This is a genomic window from Krasilnikovia cinnamomea (assembly GCF_004217545.1).
Classification (GTDB): Bacteria; Actinomycetota; Actinomycetes; order Mycobacteriales; family Micromonosporaceae; genus Actinoplanes; species Actinoplanes cinnamomeus.
In genome coordinates this window covers 3,056,623-3,074,809 of record NZ_SHKY01000001.1, presented here as the reverse complement: position 1 = coordinate 3,074,809, position 18,187 = coordinate 3,056,623, and the positions used below count along the sequence as shown (strand labels likewise).

General features: G+C 68.5%; 11 protein-coding genes, 2 tRNA genes and 2 pseudogenes. 9 read left to right on the top strand and 6 right to left on the bottom strand.

Annotated features, from left to right (window positions below; all coding sequences use genetic code 11):
* Entirely contained in the window at window positions 1–1,131 is a 1,131-nt protein-coding gene (recF, locus tag EV385_RS13845) for a DNA replication/repair protein RecF (protein WP_130509845.1), read from the top strand.
* Window positions 1,132–1,426: 295 nt separating this feature from the next.
* Window positions 1,427–1,912, top strand: a complete 486-nt coding sequence (locus EV385_RS13840; RefSeq protein ID WP_423203115.1) for a DciA family protein — start codon at window positions 1,427–1,429, stop codon at window positions 1,910–1,912.
* Between the two features lie 390 nt (window positions 1,913–2,302).
* On the opposite strand, the gene EV385_RS13835 is transcribed toward EV385_RS13840, so the two are convergent.
* A complete protein-coding gene (locus EV385_RS13835; protein ID WP_130509844.1) occupies window positions 2,303–2,869 on the bottom strand; it encodes a hypothetical protein in 567 nt (188 codons plus the stop codon).
* A 520-nt stretch (window positions 2,870–3,389) separates the two neighbouring features.
* Here EV385_RS13835 and gyrB point away from each other — a divergent pair.
* The 6 genes from gyrB to EV385_RS13810 all read left to right on the top strand — a co-directional run bounded on the left by gyrB (window position 3,390) and on the right by EV385_RS13810 (window position 10,590).
* Window positions 3,390–5,342 (top strand): DNA topoisomerase (ATP-hydrolyzing) subunit B, encoded by a 1,953-nt coding sequence (gyrB, locus tag EV385_RS13830; protein ID WP_130509843.1) that lies wholly within the window; start codon window positions 3,390–3,392, stop codon window positions 5,340–5,342.
* A 194-nt stretch (window positions 5,343–5,536) separates the two neighbouring features.
* Window positions 5,537–9,250: an intein-containing DNA gyrase subunit A gene (gene gyrA / locus EV385_RS13825; protein ID WP_423203114.1), complete on the top strand. Its 3,714-nt coding sequence runs from the start codon at window positions 5,537–5,539 to the stop codon at window positions 9,248–9,250.
* Between the two features lie 3 nt (window positions 9,251–9,253).
* Window positions 9,254–10,147 carry a DUF3566 domain-containing protein gene (locus EV385_RS13820; RefSeq protein ID WP_130509842.1) on the top strand — a complete coding sequence of 298 codons (894 nt, stop codon included), beginning with the start codon at window positions 9,254–9,256 and terminating at the stop codon, window positions 10,145–10,147.
* A 119-nt stretch (window positions 10,148–10,266) separates the two neighbouring features.
* Window positions 10,267–10,343 (top strand) — tRNA-Ile (locus EV385_RS13815).
* Between the two features lie 35 nt (window positions 10,344–10,378).
* Window positions 10,379–10,507 carry a DLW-39 family protein gene (locus tag EV385_RS35050; protein ID WP_242624868.1) on the top strand — a complete coding sequence of 43 codons (129 nt, stop codon included), beginning with the start codon at window positions 10,379–10,381 and terminating at the stop codon, window positions 10,505–10,507.
* A 10-nt stretch (window positions 10,508–10,517) separates the two neighbouring features.
* A tRNA-Ala gene (locus tag EV385_RS13810) sits at window positions 10,518–10,590 on the top strand.
* 89 nt (window positions 10,591–10,679) lie between these two features.
* Here the strand turns inward: EV385_RS13810 and EV385_RS13805 are convergent.
* The 4 genes and pseudogenes from EV385_RS13805 to EV385_RS13790 form a co-directional block, all read right to left on the bottom strand.
* Window positions 10,680–11,927, bottom strand: a complete 1,248-nt coding sequence (locus EV385_RS13805; protein WP_242624867.1) for a tyrosine-type recombinase/integrase — start codon at window positions 11,925–11,927, stop codon at window positions 10,680–10,682.
* A pseudogene (locus tag EV385_RS35045) lies at window positions 11,903–12,091 on the bottom strand (helix-turn-helix domain-containing protein). Before EV385_RS35045 ends, EV385_RS13805 begins: the two are co-directional and overlap by 25 nt.
* Window positions 12,088–12,291 carry a hypothetical protein gene (locus EV385_RS13795; protein ID WP_130509840.1) on the bottom strand — a complete coding sequence of 68 codons (204 nt, stop codon included), beginning with the start codon at window positions 12,289–12,291 and terminating at the stop codon, window positions 12,088–12,090. The pseudogene EV385_RS35045 and the gene EV385_RS13795 overlap by 4 nt, the downstream one beginning before the upstream one ends.
* 169 nt (window positions 12,292–12,460) lie before the next feature.
* Window positions 12,461–13,734: pseudogene (locus EV385_RS13790) on the bottom strand (replication initiator).
* 380 nt (window positions 13,735–14,114) lie between these two features.
* On the opposite strand from EV385_RS13790, the gene EV385_RS13785 reads away from it, so the two are divergent.
* Window positions 14,115–16,091 (top strand): CshA/CshB family fibrillar adhesin-related protein, encoded by a 1,977-nt coding sequence (locus EV385_RS13785; RefSeq protein WP_130509838.1) that lies wholly within the window; start codon window positions 14,115–14,117, stop codon window positions 16,089–16,091.
* 795 nt (window positions 16,092–16,886) lie between these two features.
* Here EV385_RS13785 and EV385_RS13780 read toward each other — a convergent pair.
* Window positions 16,887–18,131 carry a calcium-binding protein gene (locus tag EV385_RS13780; RefSeq protein WP_130509837.1) on the bottom strand — a complete coding sequence of 415 codons (1,245 nt, stop codon included), beginning with the start codon at window positions 18,129–18,131 and terminating at the stop codon, window positions 16,887–16,889.
* Window positions 18,132–18,187: the final 56 nt, after the last annotated feature.

Here is an 18,187-nt window from a genome sequence, read left to right as displayed (position 1 = left end):
GTGTACGTGCGCCGGGTCGAGCTCACCGACTTCCGCTCGTACGAGCGGGCGGCGGTCGACCTCGAACCCGGCGTCACCGTGCTGGTCGGCCCCAACGGCACCGGCAAGACCAACCTCGTCGAGGCCCTCGGGTACGTGGCCACGCTGGACAGTCATCGGGTGGCCACGGACGCGCCGCTGGTCCGCGCGGGGGCGGCCGCCGCGATCGTCCGCTGCGCGATCGTCCACGAGGGACGTGAACTGCTGGTCGAACTGGAGATCGTCCCCGGAAAGTCGAACCGGGCCCGGCTCAACCGCTCCCCGGTACGCCGCGCCCGCGAGGTCATCGGTGCACTGCGGATGGTCCTGTTCGCCCCGGAGGACCTGGAACTCGTCCGCGGTGACCCGGGCGAGCGCCGCCGCTACCTCGACGACCTGCTGGTAGCCCGGATGCCCCGGTTCGCCGGGGTACGCGCCGACTACGACCGGGTGGTCAAGCAGCGCAACGCCCTGCTGCGCACCGCGTACCTGACCCGCAAGGTCGGCGGCAACCGTGGGCAGGATTTGTCCACCCTGGCCGTCTGGGACCAGCACCTCGCCCACCACGGGGCCGAGCTGCTGGCCGGGCGCCTGGAGCTGGTCACCGCGCTGGCACCGCACCTGACCAAGGCGTACGACGCGGTCGCGGCGGGACGGTCGGCGGCGGCCATCGCGTACACCTCGCGGCTGGGCGGTGCCCTCGCGTCGGAGCGGGCGGCGCTGGAGCAGGCGCTGCTGGAGGCGCTGGCGGAGCAGCGTTCCGCCGAGATCGAACGGGGCGTCACGCTGGTCGGCCCGCACCGCGACGACCTGGCGCTGACCCTGGGCGACCTGCCCGCGAAGGGGTACGCCAGCCACGGCGAGTCCTGGTCGTTCGCGCTGGCGCTGCGGCTGGCCGCGTACGACCTGCTGCGCGCCGAGGGGATCGAGCCGGTGCTGGTGCTCGACGACGTCTTCGCCGAGCTCGACGCCGGACGCCGGGACCGGCTGGCCACGCTGGTCGGTGACGCCAGCCAGCTGCTGGTGACGTGCGCGGTCCCGCAGGACGTACCGGCGACGTTGCGCGGCGCCCGCTTCGACGTCGCACCCGGGGTGGTGACCCGTGCCAGCTGACCACCGCCCCGCCGACCAGGGCGGACCCGTCGGCTCGGAGCCCGGCCGACCGATCTACCTGCAGCCCAGCGGCGCCGAGGGGCAGAGCGCGCCGTCAGCGCCGCACGCGTCGGGCGGGTCTCACCGACCCGGCGAGGCTTCTAGGCCGGGCGAGGCTTCTAGGCCGGCCGATGCTTCCGGGCTGGGCGGGGCTTCTAGGCCCGCCGATGCTTCCGGGCTGGGCGACGTTTCCGGGTCGGACGGGTCGGGCGAGCGTGACGAAGCGGGCGGGGGCGACGGGCCCGCCGGACCCGAACTGGCCCGGGCGGTGCTCGACGCGGCGCTGGCCCGGCGCCGCGCCGCCCCGCGCGCCGGACGCCGGTCCGGGGGCGGCGGCGAGTCCGGTGGGCGGCGGCTGCGCGGCTACTCCGGGCCAGGCCCCGACCCGCGCGACCCGCAACTGTTCGGTGCCGTCCTGGAGCGCCTGATCAAGCAGCGGGGCTGGCAGAAGCCCGCCGCCGAGGCCACCGTCTTCGGCGCGTGGGAGAAGGTCGTCGGGCCCGACATCGCCGCACACAGCCGCCCGGTCAAGCTCGACGCGGGCGTACTCACGGTCGAGGCGGAGTCGACGGCCTGGGCCACCCAGCTCCGTCTGCTGGCCGGCAACCTGCTCAAGCGAATCGCGGCCGAGGTCGGCAACAACGTCATCACCAAGCTCAACATCCACGGCCCCGCCGCCCCGTCGTGGAACCGCGGCCCGCGCCGCGTCCAGGGCCGCGGCCCCCGCGACACCTACGGCTGACCCGCCGCCCGAACGCCCGCGAAACCCCCGACCAGCCGTGAAACGCCCGACCCGCCGTGAAACGCCCGGGGGGCCGGGAACGCCCGGGCAACCGTGGAACGCCCGACCGGCCGCGAAACGCCCGGACGGACGAGCCCCGCCCGCCCCACGACGCCGCCCGCCGCCGGTGGGCGGTCGGCGGTGGGCGGCAGCACAGCAACGTTGGAGACTTCGGGTCCGTTCCGCGCCACAACTCCTCAAGATCGCGCGGGCGCCACGCGAGTCAGTTCCCAAGGCGGTCGTTGGGGGCGGAGGGGCCGACGGTGCCGCCGCCATGTCCCCCTGAACAGGCCGCCTGAACAGGCCGCCTGAACAGGCCCCCTGAACAGGCCCCCTGAACAGGCCGCAGGGTCAGTAGTCGGCGAAGACGGCGAAGCCGCGTTCGGCGCAGCGGCGGTAGAAGCCGGCCAACACCGCCAGTTCCGTACGCGCGAAGCTCCAGTGCGGCGCGTTCCCCGCGTCGTCGCGCAGCGCCGCCAGCCGGTGATCCAGCCAGCGCAACTGCTGTTCGGCGAGGCGGCCACCGGCCACCGCCGCGCGCATCACGCCGGCCACGCTGTCGAACGTGACCAGGTCGCCGTACTCATGGTGGCCCTCGACGAAGCGCTCCAGCCCGCCCGCGATCCATGCGCAGCCGTCGGGGTCGATCACCGGGTCCTCGTCCTCGGCCGCCGCGTCCGTCGCGTAGAGCACCCCGTCGAGCCCGAGCAGCAAGTCGACCAGCTCCGTGTACGCGGTCGCCCGCACCGTACCCGTCTTGGCGATGTGCAGCGCGAGCGCGCCCGTCGGCGCCGCGATGTCGGGCGCCTCCGCGATGCCCCCGAAGTCGACGAACTCGGCGGGCGCCACCGGGTCATAGAACTGGTTCGTCCGCGGCCAGCGCACCGCGACGTTGTCCAGGCCCTTGTCGTGCGCCATGGGGGGCCACCTCCTCGACCTACCCTTGCGGCCGTCCGGCCGTACACCGGCCCGCGCGGGGAGGTTACGACACCGCCACCGGTGGCCGTGAGGCAGTGTCGCAGCGCGTGGCCCTCGGGTGCGGCAGGCGCGCCCCACCGGGCGGCCCCCGATTCCGCGGCCGTTGCGGTCGGGCCCCTCTTCCGTGTAGGGGGAGACGTGGGAGGCGGCCTGCGAGCCGCTACGGCAATCTGAGCCGCCCGGAAAGGGTGCCGGACCCCCGAGAACTCGCTCCAGCGGAGTAGAATCGCCGAAGACCGGGAAAACGCCAGCATGACGATGATCCGTCACGCTGCGCGATTTTTCCAGCCGATCACGATCCGCGGGTGACCGCGGCGACCGGCGCGGCTCGGCTCCACCGGTGGTCCGCCCCTCCCCGCGGGTTGTCGCCTGTGGTGCGCCCTGCCCGCCGGCCGCCGGCAGTCGCCCGCCGACCCCGGGTCCGGCCCGCGCGCGGGCCAGGCACGAGAAAGTGGCCGAGGTGGCAGAGAAGAAGCACGAATACGGTGCCGAGTCCATCACCGTGCTCGAAGGCCTCGAAGCGGTGCGCAAGCGTCCCGGCATGTACATCGGCTCCACCGGCGAGCGCGGCCTGCACCACCTGGTCTGGGAGGTGGTGGACAACGCCGTCGACGAGGCCATGGCGGGCTTCTGCGACACCGTCGACGTCGTTCTGCTGGCCGACGGCGGCGTCTCGGTCACCGACAACGGGCGTGGCTTCCCGGTCGACCTGCACCCCAAGCTGAAGAAGCCGGGCGTCGAGGTGGCGCTGACCGTGCTGCACGCGGGCGGCAAGTTCGAGGGCACCGTGTACAAGGTCTCCGGCGGCCTGCACGGTGTCGGTGTCTCCGTGGTCAACGCTCTGTCGACCCGCATGGCCGTGGAGATCCACAAGTCCGGCTTCGTGTGGCGCCAGCAGTACACCGCCTCCAAGCCCGGCCCGCTGGAGAAGGGTGAGACCACCACGAAGACCGGGTCGACGGTCCAGTTCTGGCCCGACCCGGCGGTCTTCGAGACGGTCGACTTCGACTTCCAGACCATCTACCGCCGCCTGCAGGAGATGGCGTTCCTCAACCGCGGCCTGACGATCAACCTGCTCGACCAGCGTCCCGGGCAGGAGGACGAGAACGGCAAGGCCCGCGAGGTCACCTTCATGTACGCGGGCGGCATCGCCGACTTCGTGCGCCACCTCAACGCCACGAAGACGGCCATCCACAAGTCGGTGATCGAGTTCGGCGCCGAGGCGAACGAGGACGGCATGGCGGTCGAGGTCGCCATGCAGTGGAACGAGTCGTACGGCGAGTCGGTGTACACGTTCGCCAACACGATCAACACCCACGAGGGCGGCACCCACGAGGAGGGCTTCCGGGCCGCGCTGACCACGATCGTGAACCGGTACGGCGCCGAGAAGAAGTACCTCAAGAGCGACGAGAAGCTGTCCGGTGAGGACATCCGCGAGGGTCTTGCCGCCATCATCTCGGTCAAACTGGCCAATCCGCAGTTTGAAGGCCAGACAAAGACAAAGCTGGGCAACACGGACATGAAGAGTTTCGTGCAGAAGGTCGCCAACGACCAGCTCGCGGACTGGTTCGAGCGCAACCCGGCCGAGGCCAAGATGATCATCACCAAGGCGTCTCAGGCCGCCAGGGCCCGGATCGCCGCGCAGCAGGCGCGCAAGCTGGCCCGCCGCAAGTCGCTGCTGGAATCGGGCTCGATGCCGGGCAAGCTGGCCGACTGCCAGTCCACCGACCCGCGCCTGACCGAGCTGTTCATCGTCGAGGGCGACTCGGCCGGCGGCTCGGCCAAGTCCGGCCGCGACAGCATCACCCAGGCGATCCTGCCGATCCGCGGCAAGATCCTGAACGTGGAGAAGGCCCGGATCGACCGGGTGCTGAAGAACAACGAGGTCCAGGCGCTGATCACCGCGCTGGGCACGGGCATCCACGACGAGTTCGACATCGCCAAGCTGCGCTACCACAAGATCGTGCTGATGGCGGACGCGGACGTCGACGGCCAGCACATCCAGACGCTGTTGCTGACCCTGCTGTTCCGCTTCATGCGACCGCTCGTGGAGGTCGGCCACGTCTACCTGGCCGCGCCGCCGCTGTACAAGATCAAATGGAACAAGAAGGGCGATGACGCCCAGTACGCGTACTCGGATCGGGAGCGCGACGGCCTGATCGCGTTGCGCCAGCAGAAGAAGGCGAACGCCAAGCCGGACGACATCCAGCGGTTCAAGGGTCTCGGCGAGATGAACTTCCAGGAGCTGTGGGACACCACGATGAACCCGGCCACCCGGACGCTGCGTCAAGTCACACTGGACGACGCTGCGGTCGCGGACGAGTTGTTCAGCGTGCTCATGGGCGAGGACGTCGAGGCGCGCCGGACGTTCATCCAGCGCAACGCCAAAGACGTGCGCTTCCTGGACATCTGACGGGCAGGTCGGCGGTCATCGAAACACCGCCGACCTGTGGTTATACACAGTCCCCCACTACTTTCCACAAAGTTATCCACAGCGAAATGCGTAGCTCGGCCCTTGATGTCGGGTTCCACTGCAAGTAAGGGTTAACTGTGACGGACACTCCCGAGACCCCTGGCGACGAGCCCCAGGACGACGTCGGCGGCGGCGTGACCCAGCGCATCGAGCCGGTCGGCCTCGAGGTCGAGATGCAGCGCTCGTACCTCGACTACGCCATGAGCGTCATCGTGGGACGGGCCCTGCCCGACGTGCGAGACGGCCTCAAGCCGGTGCACCGCAAGATCCTGTACGCGATGTACGACTCCGGCTTCCGCCCGGACCGCGGGTACGTCAAGTGCGCCCGCGTCGTCGGCGACGTCATGGGCAACTACCACCCGCACGGCGACTCGTCCATCTATGACGCCCTGGTCCGCATGGCGCAGCCGTGGTCGCTGCGCTACCCGCTGATCGACGGCAACGGCAACTTCGGCTCGCCGGGCAACGATCCGCCAGCGGCGATGCGTTATTGTCTGGTTTCGGATACTTTGGTCCGAACGCCGTTTGGCTCGGTGCGGATCGGCGACATCGTCCCGGACGCGGCGCCGAACTCCGAGACCGACATCGACCTCAAGGTCTACGACCGTAACGGCGACCCGGTCCGGGCCACGAAGTTCTTCCACTCGGGCGAGCACCCGACCCTCACGCTGCGCACCCGCGAGGGCTTCGAGCTGACCGGTACGCACAACCACCCGGTCCTGTGCCTGGTGAGCGTGGCGGGCGTGCCGACGCTGCTGTGGAAGCTGCTGGAGGAGATCCAGCCGGGTGACCGCGTGGTCATGCAACGGGTTGTGCCCGACGAGATCGGCATGCCGATGCTGGAGCACGTCGAGGCGGCGGTGCTGGCCGGTGCGTTCGTCAGCGAGGGCTGGGCGTCGCAGAAGCGCGCCGGCTTCAACAACATCGATGCCAGCTTCTTCTCCCGGGTCGTGTCCGCGTACGACATCGCGGTGGGGGGTCCGCGCTACGTGGGCAGCCGCTTGATCGCGTCGGGCAGTGTGCTGCACGAGCTCGACATCCAGAACATGGAAGCGCTGCGCCGTAGCGTCCTCGGGGAACTGGTCGGGGCGCGCAGTGCAGCCAAGTTCATCCCCGCGTTCGTGTGGGCGGGCCCGGCCGCCGTGAAGCGGGCGTTCCTGCAGGCACTGTTCGAGGGCGACGGCTCGTCCTCGCTGTTGCCGCGCAACACGATCCAGATCTCGTACTCGACCCGCAGCTCCCGTCTCGCCGCCGAGGTCCAGCAGTTGCTGCTGGAGTTCGGCGTGGTCGCCAAGCAGTGCCGGTACGAAGAGGGCGAGATCAAGGTCGTCATCACGAACCGCCGCGACGCCCGCCAGTTCGCGCTCAACGTCGGTTTCCTCGGCCGCAAGCAGGCCAAGCTGGAGTCCGAGCTGGGATCGGTCCCGGCGTCCAGCACGGCGCTGTCCAGCGACCACGTGCCGTTCGTCGGTGACTTCATCCGTACGCATGGTGCTCGACGGTGGACCGAGCGTGACTGGCTGGTCAAGCACAACGTCGACCGCATCGAGCGCTGGGAGCGTGACGGCGCCGAGATCGCGGCCCGGATCACCGAGCCCGGTGTCCTGGACGTCGTCGAGCCGCTGGTGGACGGCCGGTTCTACTACGCCGAGGTGGCCAGCCTCGCGGACGGCGGCGTACGTCCGGTGTTCAGCATCCGGGTCGACACCGACGATCACGCGTTCGTGACGAACGGCTTCGTCAGCCACAACACCGAGTCGAGGCTCGCGCCGCTGGCGATGGACATGCTGCGTGACATCGACGAGGACACCGTCGAGATGCAGGACAACTACGACGGTCGGACGAAGGAACCGACCATCCTGCCGGCGCGTTTCCCGAACCTGCTCGTCAACGGTTCCGAGGGCATCGCGGTCGGCATGGCCACGAAGATCCCACCGCACAATCTGCGGGAGATCGCCCAGGGGGTGCAGTGGTGCCTGGACAACGTCGATGCGGACGAGGCGACCACTCTGGACGCCCTCCTCGACATCGTCCAGGGTCCGGACTTCCCGACCAAGGGCCTGATCGTGGGCAAGTCGGCCATTCAGGACGCGTATCGCACCGGGCGCGGGTCGATCCGGATGCGAGCGGTCGTGGAGGTGGAGGAGGACGCCCGGGGGCGTACCAGCCTCGTGGTGACCGAGCTGCCGTACCAGGTCAACCCGGACAATCTCGCGGAGCGGATCGCCGAGCTGGTCAAGGACGGCAAGCTCACCGGGATCGCGGACATCCGGGACGAGTCGTCCGGGCGTACCGGTCTGCGGTTGATCCTGGTTCTCAAGCGCGACGCGGTCGCGAAGGTCGTGCTGAACAACCTGTACAAGCACACCCAGCTGCAGGAGACGTTCGGCGCGAACATGCTGGCGCTGGTCGACGGCGTGCCGCGCACGCTGAACCTGGCGCAGTTCCTGCGGTACTACGTCGAGCACCAGATCGACGTCATCCAGCGGCGGACGGCGTTCCGGTTGCGCAAGGCCGAGGAGCGGGCGCACATCCTGCGCGGCCTGGTGAAGGCGCTGGACATGCTGGACGAGGTGATCGCCCTGATCCGGCGGTCGCCGACGGTCGAGGACTCGCGCCAGGGCCTGATGCAGCTGCTGGACGTGGACGAGGTGCAGGCCACCGCGATCCTGGACATGCAGCTGCGGCGGCTGGCCGCCCTTGAGCGCCAGAAGATCATCGATGAGTTGGCGAAGATCGAGGTGGAGATCGCCGACCTCAAGGACATTCTGGACAAGCCGGAGCGGCAGCGGGCCATCATCTCCCAGGAGCTCAAGGAGATCGTCGACCGGTGGGGTGACGAACGGCTCACCCAGATCATCCCGTTCGACGGCGAGGTCTCGATGGAGGACCTCATCGCCCGCGAGGACGTCGTGGTGACCATCACACGAACGGGGTACGCGAAGCGCACCAAGATCGACATGTACCGGTCGCAGAAGCGCGGCGGCAAGGGCGTGAGCGGCGCCGGGCTGCGCCAGGACGACATCGTCAGCCACTTCTTCGTGATCTCGACCCACGCGTGGATCCTGTTCTTCACGAACAAGGGCCGCGTCTATCGGGCCAAGGCGTACGAACTACCAGAAGCGAGCCGGACTGCCAAGGGCCAGCACGTCGCGAACCTGCTGGCGTTCCAGCCCGACGAGCACATCGCCCAGGTCATCCAGATCGCGAATTACCAGGTCGCACCGTATCTTGTGCTGGCAACGAAGAATGGCCTGGTGAAGAAGACCCGGCTGGAGGAATTTGACTCCAACCGGAGCGGTGGCATCATCGCCATCAACCTGCGGGAGGACGACGAGTTGGTGGGGGCGGCGCTGGCCAGTGCGCAGGAGGATCTGCTGCTGGTCTCCAAGCATGCCCAGGCCATCCGGTTCAACGCGTCGGACGAGGCGCTGCGGCCGATGGGCCGGGCGACCTCGGGCGTCATCGGCATGCGGTTCAGCGACGACGACGAGCTGCTGGCGATGGAGGTCGTCCGCGAGGGGCTGGACGTTTTGGTCGCCACGAACGGCGGGTATGCCAAGCGGACGCCGATCGAGGAGTACCCCGTCCAGGGGCGGGGTGGCAAGGGCGTACTGACCGCGAAGATCACGGAGCGTCGCGGTGGTCTAGTCGGTGCGTTGGTAATCAGCCCGGAGGACGAGCTGTTTGCCATCACCAGCAATGGTGGAGTCATCCGGACTCCCGTGAAGCCTGTACGGCGCACGCGGGATCGGAACACAATGGGGGTCAAGCTGATGGACCTCCCAGAAGGTGTAACCATCGTGGCGCTTGCTCGCAATGCCGACGAGCCTGACGAACAGGACTAGTTGATGACGGAGACCACCGCGAAGTCGGGGAGCTCGGGGACCTCGACAACTCCGGTCGACGAGGAGCCGAAGAAGGACGGTTCCACGCCGGCCGGACGCGAGGCCACCGGCCGCGCGACAGTCCCCGCCGCCGACGCCGCGTCCCCGCCGAAGTTCACCCGTGCGCCGGGCATGGCCCCGCCGCCGAGTGAGCCGATGGCCGATGGGGACGCCCCGGCGAAGGCGGACCGGCCGGCCGGAGCGCAGGCCGCGGGGATCGCGAAGGGCTCGGCGGCGGTACCGGTAGTCACGAAGGGCGGCAACAAGGGCGCGGCAGCCAACGGGACGGCACCCCGTACCGGTGTCCTGCCCCCGGTCACGCCCGGCGCCGCGCCGCAGCGTCCCGGCGCGGCGGCCGCCGATGGCCAGCGGCGCCCCGGCGCCGCCGCCGCGGGTCCCGCCGGTGCGGCAGCGGTCGGCGCGGCCCGGGTGTCGGAAACGGTGCGCGCCGCGCGGTCGACGGTCTCGTCTGCCGCCGCGCGTGGCCCCCGCCGCGCCCGCCTGAACCTCAAGCGGATCGACCCCTGGTCCGTGATGAAGTTCGCCTTCGCCGTCTCCGTGGTGCTCTTCATCGTCGTGGTCGTGGCGACCTCGGTCCTGTATCTCGCGCTGGACGCCATGGGTGTCTGGAACGAGATCAACAAGGGCCTGGGCGACCTGGTGAGCGCCAGCGGTGGCGCCGGATCGAGCAACGCGGGCTTCCGGGTCACCGCGTGGGGCGTCATCGGCACATCGATGCTCGTCGGTGCGGTGAATGTCGTGCTCTTCACCGCCCTGGCCACGCTCGGTGCGTTCATCTACAACGTCTGCGCCGACCTGGTGGGTGGCATCGAGCTCACCCTGGCGGAGCGGGACTGAACGGGTACGGGAGGGGCCGCCGCCCACCGCGCGGCGACCCCTTCCGGTCCGTCGCCGCGGCGGGGGTCCCGGTTTGGGGGTCCAAGTCGGGGTACGGTAACCTTCGTTGTCGCACTTACGGGGCTATAGCTCAGTCGGTTAGAGCGCAGAGCTGATAACTCTGAGGTCGCTGGTTCGATTCCAGCTAGCCCCACCACCGTGCCCGGCAGTCGCAGATCGAGAGGTCCAGCCATGCTGAAGAAGCTCCTGATCATCGCCGGTGTGGTTGGCGCGGCTGCGCTGATCGTCAAGCGGGTCAAGGCGTCCAGCGACGAGCGTGCCCTGTGGCACGAGGCCACCACGGCCACCGACCTGCGCTGACATCAGTCCCGGGGCCCTAGCTCAACTGGCAGAGCACCGCCTTTGCAAGGCGGGGGTTAGGGGTTCAAGTCCCCTGGGCTCCACAATCCGTACGGTCTGAGCTGGGCAAACAGTCGGTCAAGATCGACTAGTAAAGAACCAGTAAGGTTCAGGCCGGTGCGAGCCTCGGTGGCTAGCCACCCGCGCGGGCTCCCAGCGCTCGTTGAAGGTGCGCTCCGATGAGCCCCTTCACGCGTTCGGCCCGGGGCCACCAGTGCACGTAGGTCTCCAACGTGATCTGTAGCCCCTTGTGCCGGAGCGCCCGCTGAACATCCTTCGGGTCCGCGTGGTGGGCGATCAGCGTGGTGGCGAAATAGTGCCGCAACGCGTGAAAGCCGCTGTGATTCGGGTCCTCTGGCCAGCCCGCCTTCCTCCGCCACTTGATCCACTCGGCCGACCAGGTTCGGTCCGTGAACGGATTCCCGTGAACCGTCGTGAAGATCAACCGCGCCGTGCGGGCGATCTCGCGACCCGTCGTAATGTCGGGCAGCTCGATCTCAACCGGCGGCCAGTCCTTGATGTGCCGGGCGATAGCGTCCGCGACGACCTGGTCGAGGTCCACCGTGCCGGACGATCCCGACTTCGGCGGAGCCATGTAGAAGCCGCCGTAGTGCTGCGGCGAGTACCGCAGTTGCTGCACAACGTGGAGCTCGCCGCGTTCCGGTTCGATACATCGCAGGCTGTCCTCCAGGCCCAGGGCCTCACTGATTCGACAACCCTGAGCGGCACCGAGCAGAAGCAGCGCGTGGTATCGCTCAGGGACGACGTCGAACAGGCGAACCACTTGCTTCTCGTCAGGTACCCACTTGGGCGCCCGCGATAGCCCACGCAGAATTTGTGACAGCCGGATGTTGTCGCAGGGATTCTCGGAAATGACCTTATCGGCCACGGCCGCCGCCATCACCGCGTCGAATAGCTCGAAGTACAGCCGTAGGCTCGACTGCGGAGTTTCCGCTCCGAGCCGCCGTGTTAGCCACTCCAACACCGTGGTCGTCGTAATGCTGTCGATCGGTAGGTCACCGAAGGCCGGGTAAAGATGGTTTCGTAGGTTGGACTCTGTACGCCGACGTGTCTCGACCACCCAACCAATCTCGCGGGCCAGTCGCCAGCGGTCGCCGTACACGCGGAAGGTCGTGGTCCGATCCGCGCGACGGACAACGGGGGCCGGGGCGACTCCAGCTCGTTGCTCAGCCTCCCAGTCCTTCGCGTCCTCCTTGCGCTCGAAGGCTCGGGTGACCGTCTCGCCAGAGGGGCCGACGGCAATACCTCGCCATCGCTTCCCCTGACCATGACGCTTGGACTTCAGCCGCTCATCGTTTGGACCGCGCTCCTTGAGATGCCACAGATCCACTGGCATCAGGCGGCCTGCCTCTTTACCCATTCCCGGACATCGGCCGGGTCGTATCGCAGATGCCGGCCAACCTTCGCGGCCGGTGGTCCCTTCCGGCGGTGTCCTCATTGGTAGAGCGTCCCGGGCGGAATGCGTAGGTACTTGGACGCCTCCTGGATGCTCCACAGTTCGTCGTCATGGGTTGGGGTTGTCAATGGGCTTCCTCCTTCGGGGTCAGGGTCAGGTACACGCGGGTTTCCCCGGCGTGGCTGGCGGGGTGGGTGCTGGTCCGGCACGTCGCGCGGTGACCGTATGCGGCGGTCAGTTGCGCGACGAGCTGGGCCTTGTGGATGGTCACGATGTCGGCGGGTCCGATGAGCCGGACCGCCAGCAGCGGGCGGGGTCTTGGTGGCATGGGCTGCTCCTGGTGGTGCTGATCTAGGGTGTCGGGCATGTCGGCGTTGGTCATGCTGGTGCTGTCGGGCTGCCTGTTCGCAACGTTGTTCGTGGCGGTGGCCGTCGCGATCGGCCTGGCCCTCGCACGCAAGCGGTAGAGCCGGGCTAGTTAAGTCACTGTGGAGTTGTCAAGGGACGTGTTGACACGTACGTGTCACGCGGCGGTGGGGAGTGCCGACAGGTCGTCGGCGAAGTCGCGGGCGGCTTGGGCGCGGCGGCGGGCGGCGTCGGCGGCGGAGTTGGCGAGTAGCGAGTAGGGCGTCGCCGGTGGTGATCCAGCCGGTGGCGTGGTAGCCAAGCCGGTAGACGACGAGGTTGGCTTGCTGGTCGTCCCACAGGTGCGGGAAGCCCTGGGTGCGCCGCCAGATGGTGCGTTCCCACCGCTTGAAGGTGTAGGTGACCGAGAACCCGCGCGACTTGGTGGTGATGTGCCCGCCGACGCCGAATTGGTGGGCGTAGCGGCGCAGCCGGTGCCAGCCCTCGGCGGTGCCGAGGTCCCAGCACGCTTGGAGGAGCCGCCCGGTGTGGGTGTCCCGGGCGGCGTACAGCTCGATGCTCATCTCATCCAAGCGGCGGAAGATCGCGCCGGTGGCTTCGGTGCTCTTGGTGACGTATTTGGCGAGGTAGCCGGAGAGTTTGGTCAGGTTCGCGTCGTCGCCTGCGGCGTTGATGTGCACGATGTCGAGACCCTGCGCACCCCACGCCATCTCCCAGCCGCGCCCGTTGTTGGCGGGGTGGCCGGCGATGGTGTAGCGGGTTTTGCCGAACGCGGTTTCCAGGACGCTGGCGAACATGCCCCGGGTGACGATTGCGCTCGGGGGGACGATCGCGGCGGGGCAGTCGGGGTGGTAGCCGTCGAGGCGGATGATCGCGTGGTAGTGGATGACGCCCCGGGCCTGGAATTCGTACACCTTGAGGTAGCGGCGGCGCAGGTCGACACCGAGGCGCTTGCCCAGGCGCTCGAGCTCGCGGTCGAACTCCTGGATGGTGCGCCGCCACAGTTCGCTGGCTTGCAGGTTCCACACGACCTGGTGCCGGTGGTCGTAGCAGTCCAGGCACAACGGCGTCCCGAGCAGCGGATCGGTCGCAGCGTGCCGGGCGGTGCAGCGCATCTCGTGGCCGTGACCGCAGGGCTGCCCGTACGGGCGGCACACGGCGGCGCGGCAGGTGCAGCGGTCCTTGCCGCGGCAGTCCGCGGCGTGGGTCTTCACGACCCGGTGATGGACCGGCCCGAAGGAGGGGGCGGTGGCGGTGAGGAACACGGCGAGGTGCTGGCCGAGCGGGGCAGGCCGTATCGGCCGCCTTCGAGCCCGGCGCGGATGATCTGGTAGGTGTCGCGGCGGTACACCTCGGCGCAGGAGGGGCAGACGCTGGCGCGGCGGTTGCCGCAGGGGGTGTAGATGACGCGTCGGGCATGGTGTCGGTGTCGATCGTGTGCATGAGGCTGCCGTCAGGGTTCTTCACGTCGATCGACCCGGACAGCCGGATCGGGCGGGTGCACGCGGCGGCGGCGGAGACGTGGTCGAGCCATTCCGGGTACTCCCCGGAGCGAACACGGTCGCGGGTCCGGGCCTTCTGGCTCCAGCTGATCAATGGTCGTCCACGATGTGCGGCTTCCATGCCCCCAAAGGGTGAACCAGACTAAAGCTGACAGAGCGGTGACTGTTTCCCGATACACCGGACGGTGGTTGGCAGGGTCAGGCCGCCACCGTGACGGTGCCTGGGATGCGGGGGCTTTCGATGGTTGGGTCAGCAGCGGATGTGCCCAGCACGGGCGGGCGGGTGCGATCTGCCCTGCTGTGCGTGGTGGTGGCGGTGCTCGTGGTGGGGTCGGCCCCGGCTCCGGTGTGGGCGAGGTATGCCACTGGGGGTTCAGGGCTGTACCGGGGGTCGATCGACTGGTTCGAGTGGGGCAATGCCGGGGACGCCATCCCGGCTGGAGGTCTCACCAAGACCAACACCCGCACCGTTGCTGGCAAGTCATTGGACACGACGTGCGTCATGTCCAACGTCGTCGGCGCGATCAGCGCCTACCGGCCCGGCAACTACGTAGGCGACGCCTTGGACGACCTCTACAACATTGGGGGCACCGGAACCAGCAACGAACTGATCAGCGGGCTGGCGAACGCGACAGCGGCTGCCACGGTCAGCTTCGACTTCTCCTGCGCCGTCACGTACGACGGCCAGGTCGTGCCGCTACGCGGGCTGGTCATGGCAGACGCCGAGCAGACCAATACCGGAGAGTACGTTCAGGCGACACCGGGCCAGGCGGCGACCTGGCGCGTCATCGACCGCTTCCGCTCCTGCGGCACGTCCGCGACGCAGGCGACCCTGGCTGGAGACGGAACGCTCAGGCTTGACTCGCTGTCTGGAACCCCCTGCGCGGGCGGTACAGGTCCGACCGTCGTCGGTTTCATGGACGGCGCCACCAGCGCGCACGTCGAGGTGAAAGGTGGCGGTAAGAGTGCCGTCGCGGTGGGGGCCGTGCTGGACGCCGACTTCGGTGACGCCCCGACCAGCTACGGCCAGGCGGGCGCCTTCTTCGACCCCGCGTGGCAAGGCGGCACCGTCCCGGTCGGCGCTACCGACGTTTCGACCAACGGCTTCACCCTGGGCACCCCCGCCCAGGGCAGCGGCCCGCGCCTGGGCGCCCTCATCGACGCCGAATCGTCCCCGCAGCCCAGCGCCGACGCCGACGGCGATGACACCGACGGGTCCGCCGACGAAGACTCGGTCACCCCTCCAGGCTCGATCACGGTGGATCCCGGCTCCACGTTCACCCTGCCCAACATCGCGTGCGGCGGCTCGGCGTTCGTCGCCGGATGGATCGACTGGAACCGCAACGGCACCTTCGACCCCGCCGAAGGCGTCACGCCGAAGTCCTGCACGGCCGGTTCGGTCGACCTGTCCTGGACGATGCCCACGACCACGAAAACCGGCCGAACTTACCTCCGGCTCCGCGCGGCAGCCACCAGTGCGGCCGCAGGAAAATCCATCGGCCTAGCCACCAGCGGCGAGGTCGAAGACTTCGCCATAGACCTCAACCCCGGCCCGGCGACGGCACATCCCGCCACAACCTCCGGCTACGGCGTACAGCACACCACCATCAGTGTCGGAGCCAACGGCTCGATCACCCTGCTCGACTCCGGCGGCAACCCCACCGACACCGTGACGATCCTCGGCAAAGGCGTCTACCACGTCGACGATCCGGCCACCGGGGTGATCACCTTCACCCCCGAGGACGACTTCACGGGCGCCGCACCCGCCGTCACCTACCAACTCACCGACACCACGACCCCGACCGCCACGGTCACCACCAGCACCTACACGGCGACCGTCCTGACCGCCCCGACCACCGCCAGCCCTGCCATGACCGCAGGACGGGGCGTGCAGAAGGCCATGGTCACCATCCCACCCGGCGGCTCCATCACCCTGCTTACCAAGACCGGCAACCCGACCAACAAGGTGACCATTACCGGGCAAGGCGTCTACCAACTGAACCCGCCCACCGGCGTGATCACCTTCACCCCCGCACCCGGCTTCCTCGGCACGGCCACCGCCGTTGCCTTCCGAGTTGCCGACGCATTCGGGCAGCTCGCCGCCAGCACCTACACCGCCCGCGTCCTACCCACGGCGGTCCGACCCGCGTTGCCCGTCACCGGCGCCCCCGCCGCCTTACCTGCCACCGGCGGCATGCTCCTGGTCGTCCTCGGCATCCTGCTCCTGGCGACCACCCGGCGGCGCACCACAAGGAGCTGACAGAACCGCATTCCACGAGCCCACTTGTCGGCTGTGCCCAGGCGGTTGTCCTCGCCGGACGGGCAGGCTCCCAGGATGATCCAGGCGGTTCGGTCCCGGCCGTGGATATTGAGCTGGGTGCGGAGTCATCCCGGCCGCCTGCCCAAGGGATGCCGGGCCCCTGCCCGGCCGTCAAACGGAACGGCTGTTTGACGGCCGGGCAGGGGCCCGGCATGGCGAAGCCCAGGCGACCGGGATGACTCCTCGGGGGTGGGCCAAGGACGAGCGGCGCCGGGGCCGACCAAGATCCACTAGTAAAGCGCCAGTAAGCCGGAGCATGTAAAACGCTGTCAGACGATCACAACTGCTGAAGGCTGAAGCGCTGCTCAGCGCCTCTTTCGCCCGGTCTCAATCAAGATCCCCGGTTCGGGGTTCAAGTCCCCTGGGCTCCACCGATATGCCCACTGGCCTGCGGTAGCGCGGCGTCAAGATCACGTACGGCAGTTTCACCACACATCGTCGGTGATCTTGAATCATGAGCGGCCCGACTGCCGCTCCGCCGTCGCTTGCAGCTTAACCTCAACCTCGCACCGTTCGGTGGCGGGCCCGATGCGGTCGGGTTGTCGCGGGCTCTCGACTTGGCCCGGCGGGACGAGCTGCTGAAGCAGTGGGAGATGCTGCGGCGGGTGTATTGACAAGGCGCGATTCCGCTAGGTGCCAGGTTGAACACAACCGGTGGGCCGTTCCTATCACGAGGTGGGCTCCCTGCCCGGGTAGGTGCAGGGAGCCCGTGTGGTTTCGGGTTGTGGTGGTTGGTCAGCAGCCGCTGGTGGTGTCGCCGCTGTCGACGGTGCAGGTGTCGGTGCCGAGGCCGCCGTTGGCGGTGTCGCCGGACACGCTGTCCTGGGTGTCGATGTTGTCGTTGCCGTTGCCGCCGGTCAGGGTGTCGGTGCCGGTGTGGTCGTAGAGGGTGTCGTTGCCGTTCTGGCCGTTGAGGTTGTCGTCGCCGGTGCCGCCGTAGAGGGTGTCGGCGCCGTTGTCGAGGATGCTGAGGATGTCTTCGCCGTAGCTGGAGTCGTTGCCGGGTCCGGCGTAGATGGTGTCGTTGCCGTTGTCGCCGTTGATGGTGTCGTTGCCGGCCAGGGCGCAGATGACGTCGGCGCTGTTGGTGCCGTTGATGGTGTCGTTGCCGTTGGTGCCGTAGATCGTGCAGCCGTTCGCGTTGTTGATCGTGGTGGACTCGGCGTCGGTGTTGTTACCCGAGTTGGAGTCGGACTCGTTGGCCGACACGGTGGCGGTGGCGGTCAGGGTGCCGGTGGTGGAGCCGGGTGACACGTTGATCGTGACGGTGGCGCTGCCGGAGGCGGCGATGCTGCCCAGCGAGCAGGTCACGGTCAGACTCGAGGTGGAGCAGGAGCCTTGGCTGGTGGAGGTGGACAGGATCGCCGTACCGGACGAGGCGGTGCCGGTCACCGGGACCGACAGGCTCACTCCGGTGGCGCCGGACGGGCCGCCGTTGGCCACGGCCACGGTGTAGGAGTAGCCGTCACCACCGACGGAGACCGGGTCCGCGGAATCGGACACCGACGCAGAGACATCGGCGCCGGAGCTACCGATCGTGGTATTTGCGGTGTCGGTCCCCACGACGTCGTAACCTTCGGTCTCGAAGTTGTAGGCGTTCAGTTCGCTGTAGGCGGTGACCGTGCCGCTGGCGGTGGGCAGAATCGTGTAGGTGAGGGTGACCTCCGTGATGAACAGCATCTGGCAGTTGGACTGGGTGGTGTTGTGGTCGCAGTACACGTCGGGGTTGGAGCTGCTGATGTCGGTGATGCTGGCGTCTGAGCCGCTGAGGTTCATGTAGGCGATGTAGAAGTTGTCCGAGCTGAGGCCGGACAGGGTGACGGTGTAGTTGTAGCTGGTGTTCACCGTGCCCGTCGACGGGCCGCTGATATCGATGGTTTCTGCGGCGTAGGCCGGGGACGCGGCCAGGGCGGTGAAGCCGGTCAGGGCGACTGCGGTGGCGGCGGCCATGACCAGCCGCCGTCGAGTGTTCTGAAACACGACGTAACCCCGCTTTCGCGGAATGGGCACAGCATTGTCCGATCCCCTTATCTCGG

Coding starts and splice junctions, on each gene's coding strand:
- EV385_RS13820 (WP_130509842.1), top strand. CDS start 9,254: ATGACGGAGACCACCGCGAAGTCGGGGAGCTCGGGGACCTCGACAACT.
- EV385_RS13795 (WP_130509840.1), bottom strand. CDS start 12,291: ATGCCACCAAGACCCCGCCCGCTGCTGGCGGTCCGGCTCATCGGACCC.
- EV385_RS13835 (WP_130509844.1), bottom strand. CDS start 2,869: ATGGCGCACGACAAGGGCCTGGACAACGTCGCGGTGCGCTGGCCGCGG.
- EV385_RS13805 (WP_242624867.1), bottom strand. CDS start 11,927: ATGGGTAAAGAGGCAGGCCGCCTGATGCCAGTGGATCTGTGGCATCTC.
- EV385_RS35050 (WP_242624868.1), top strand. CDS start 10,379: ATGCTGAAGAAGCTCCTGATCATCGCCGGTGTGGTTGGCGCGGCTGCG.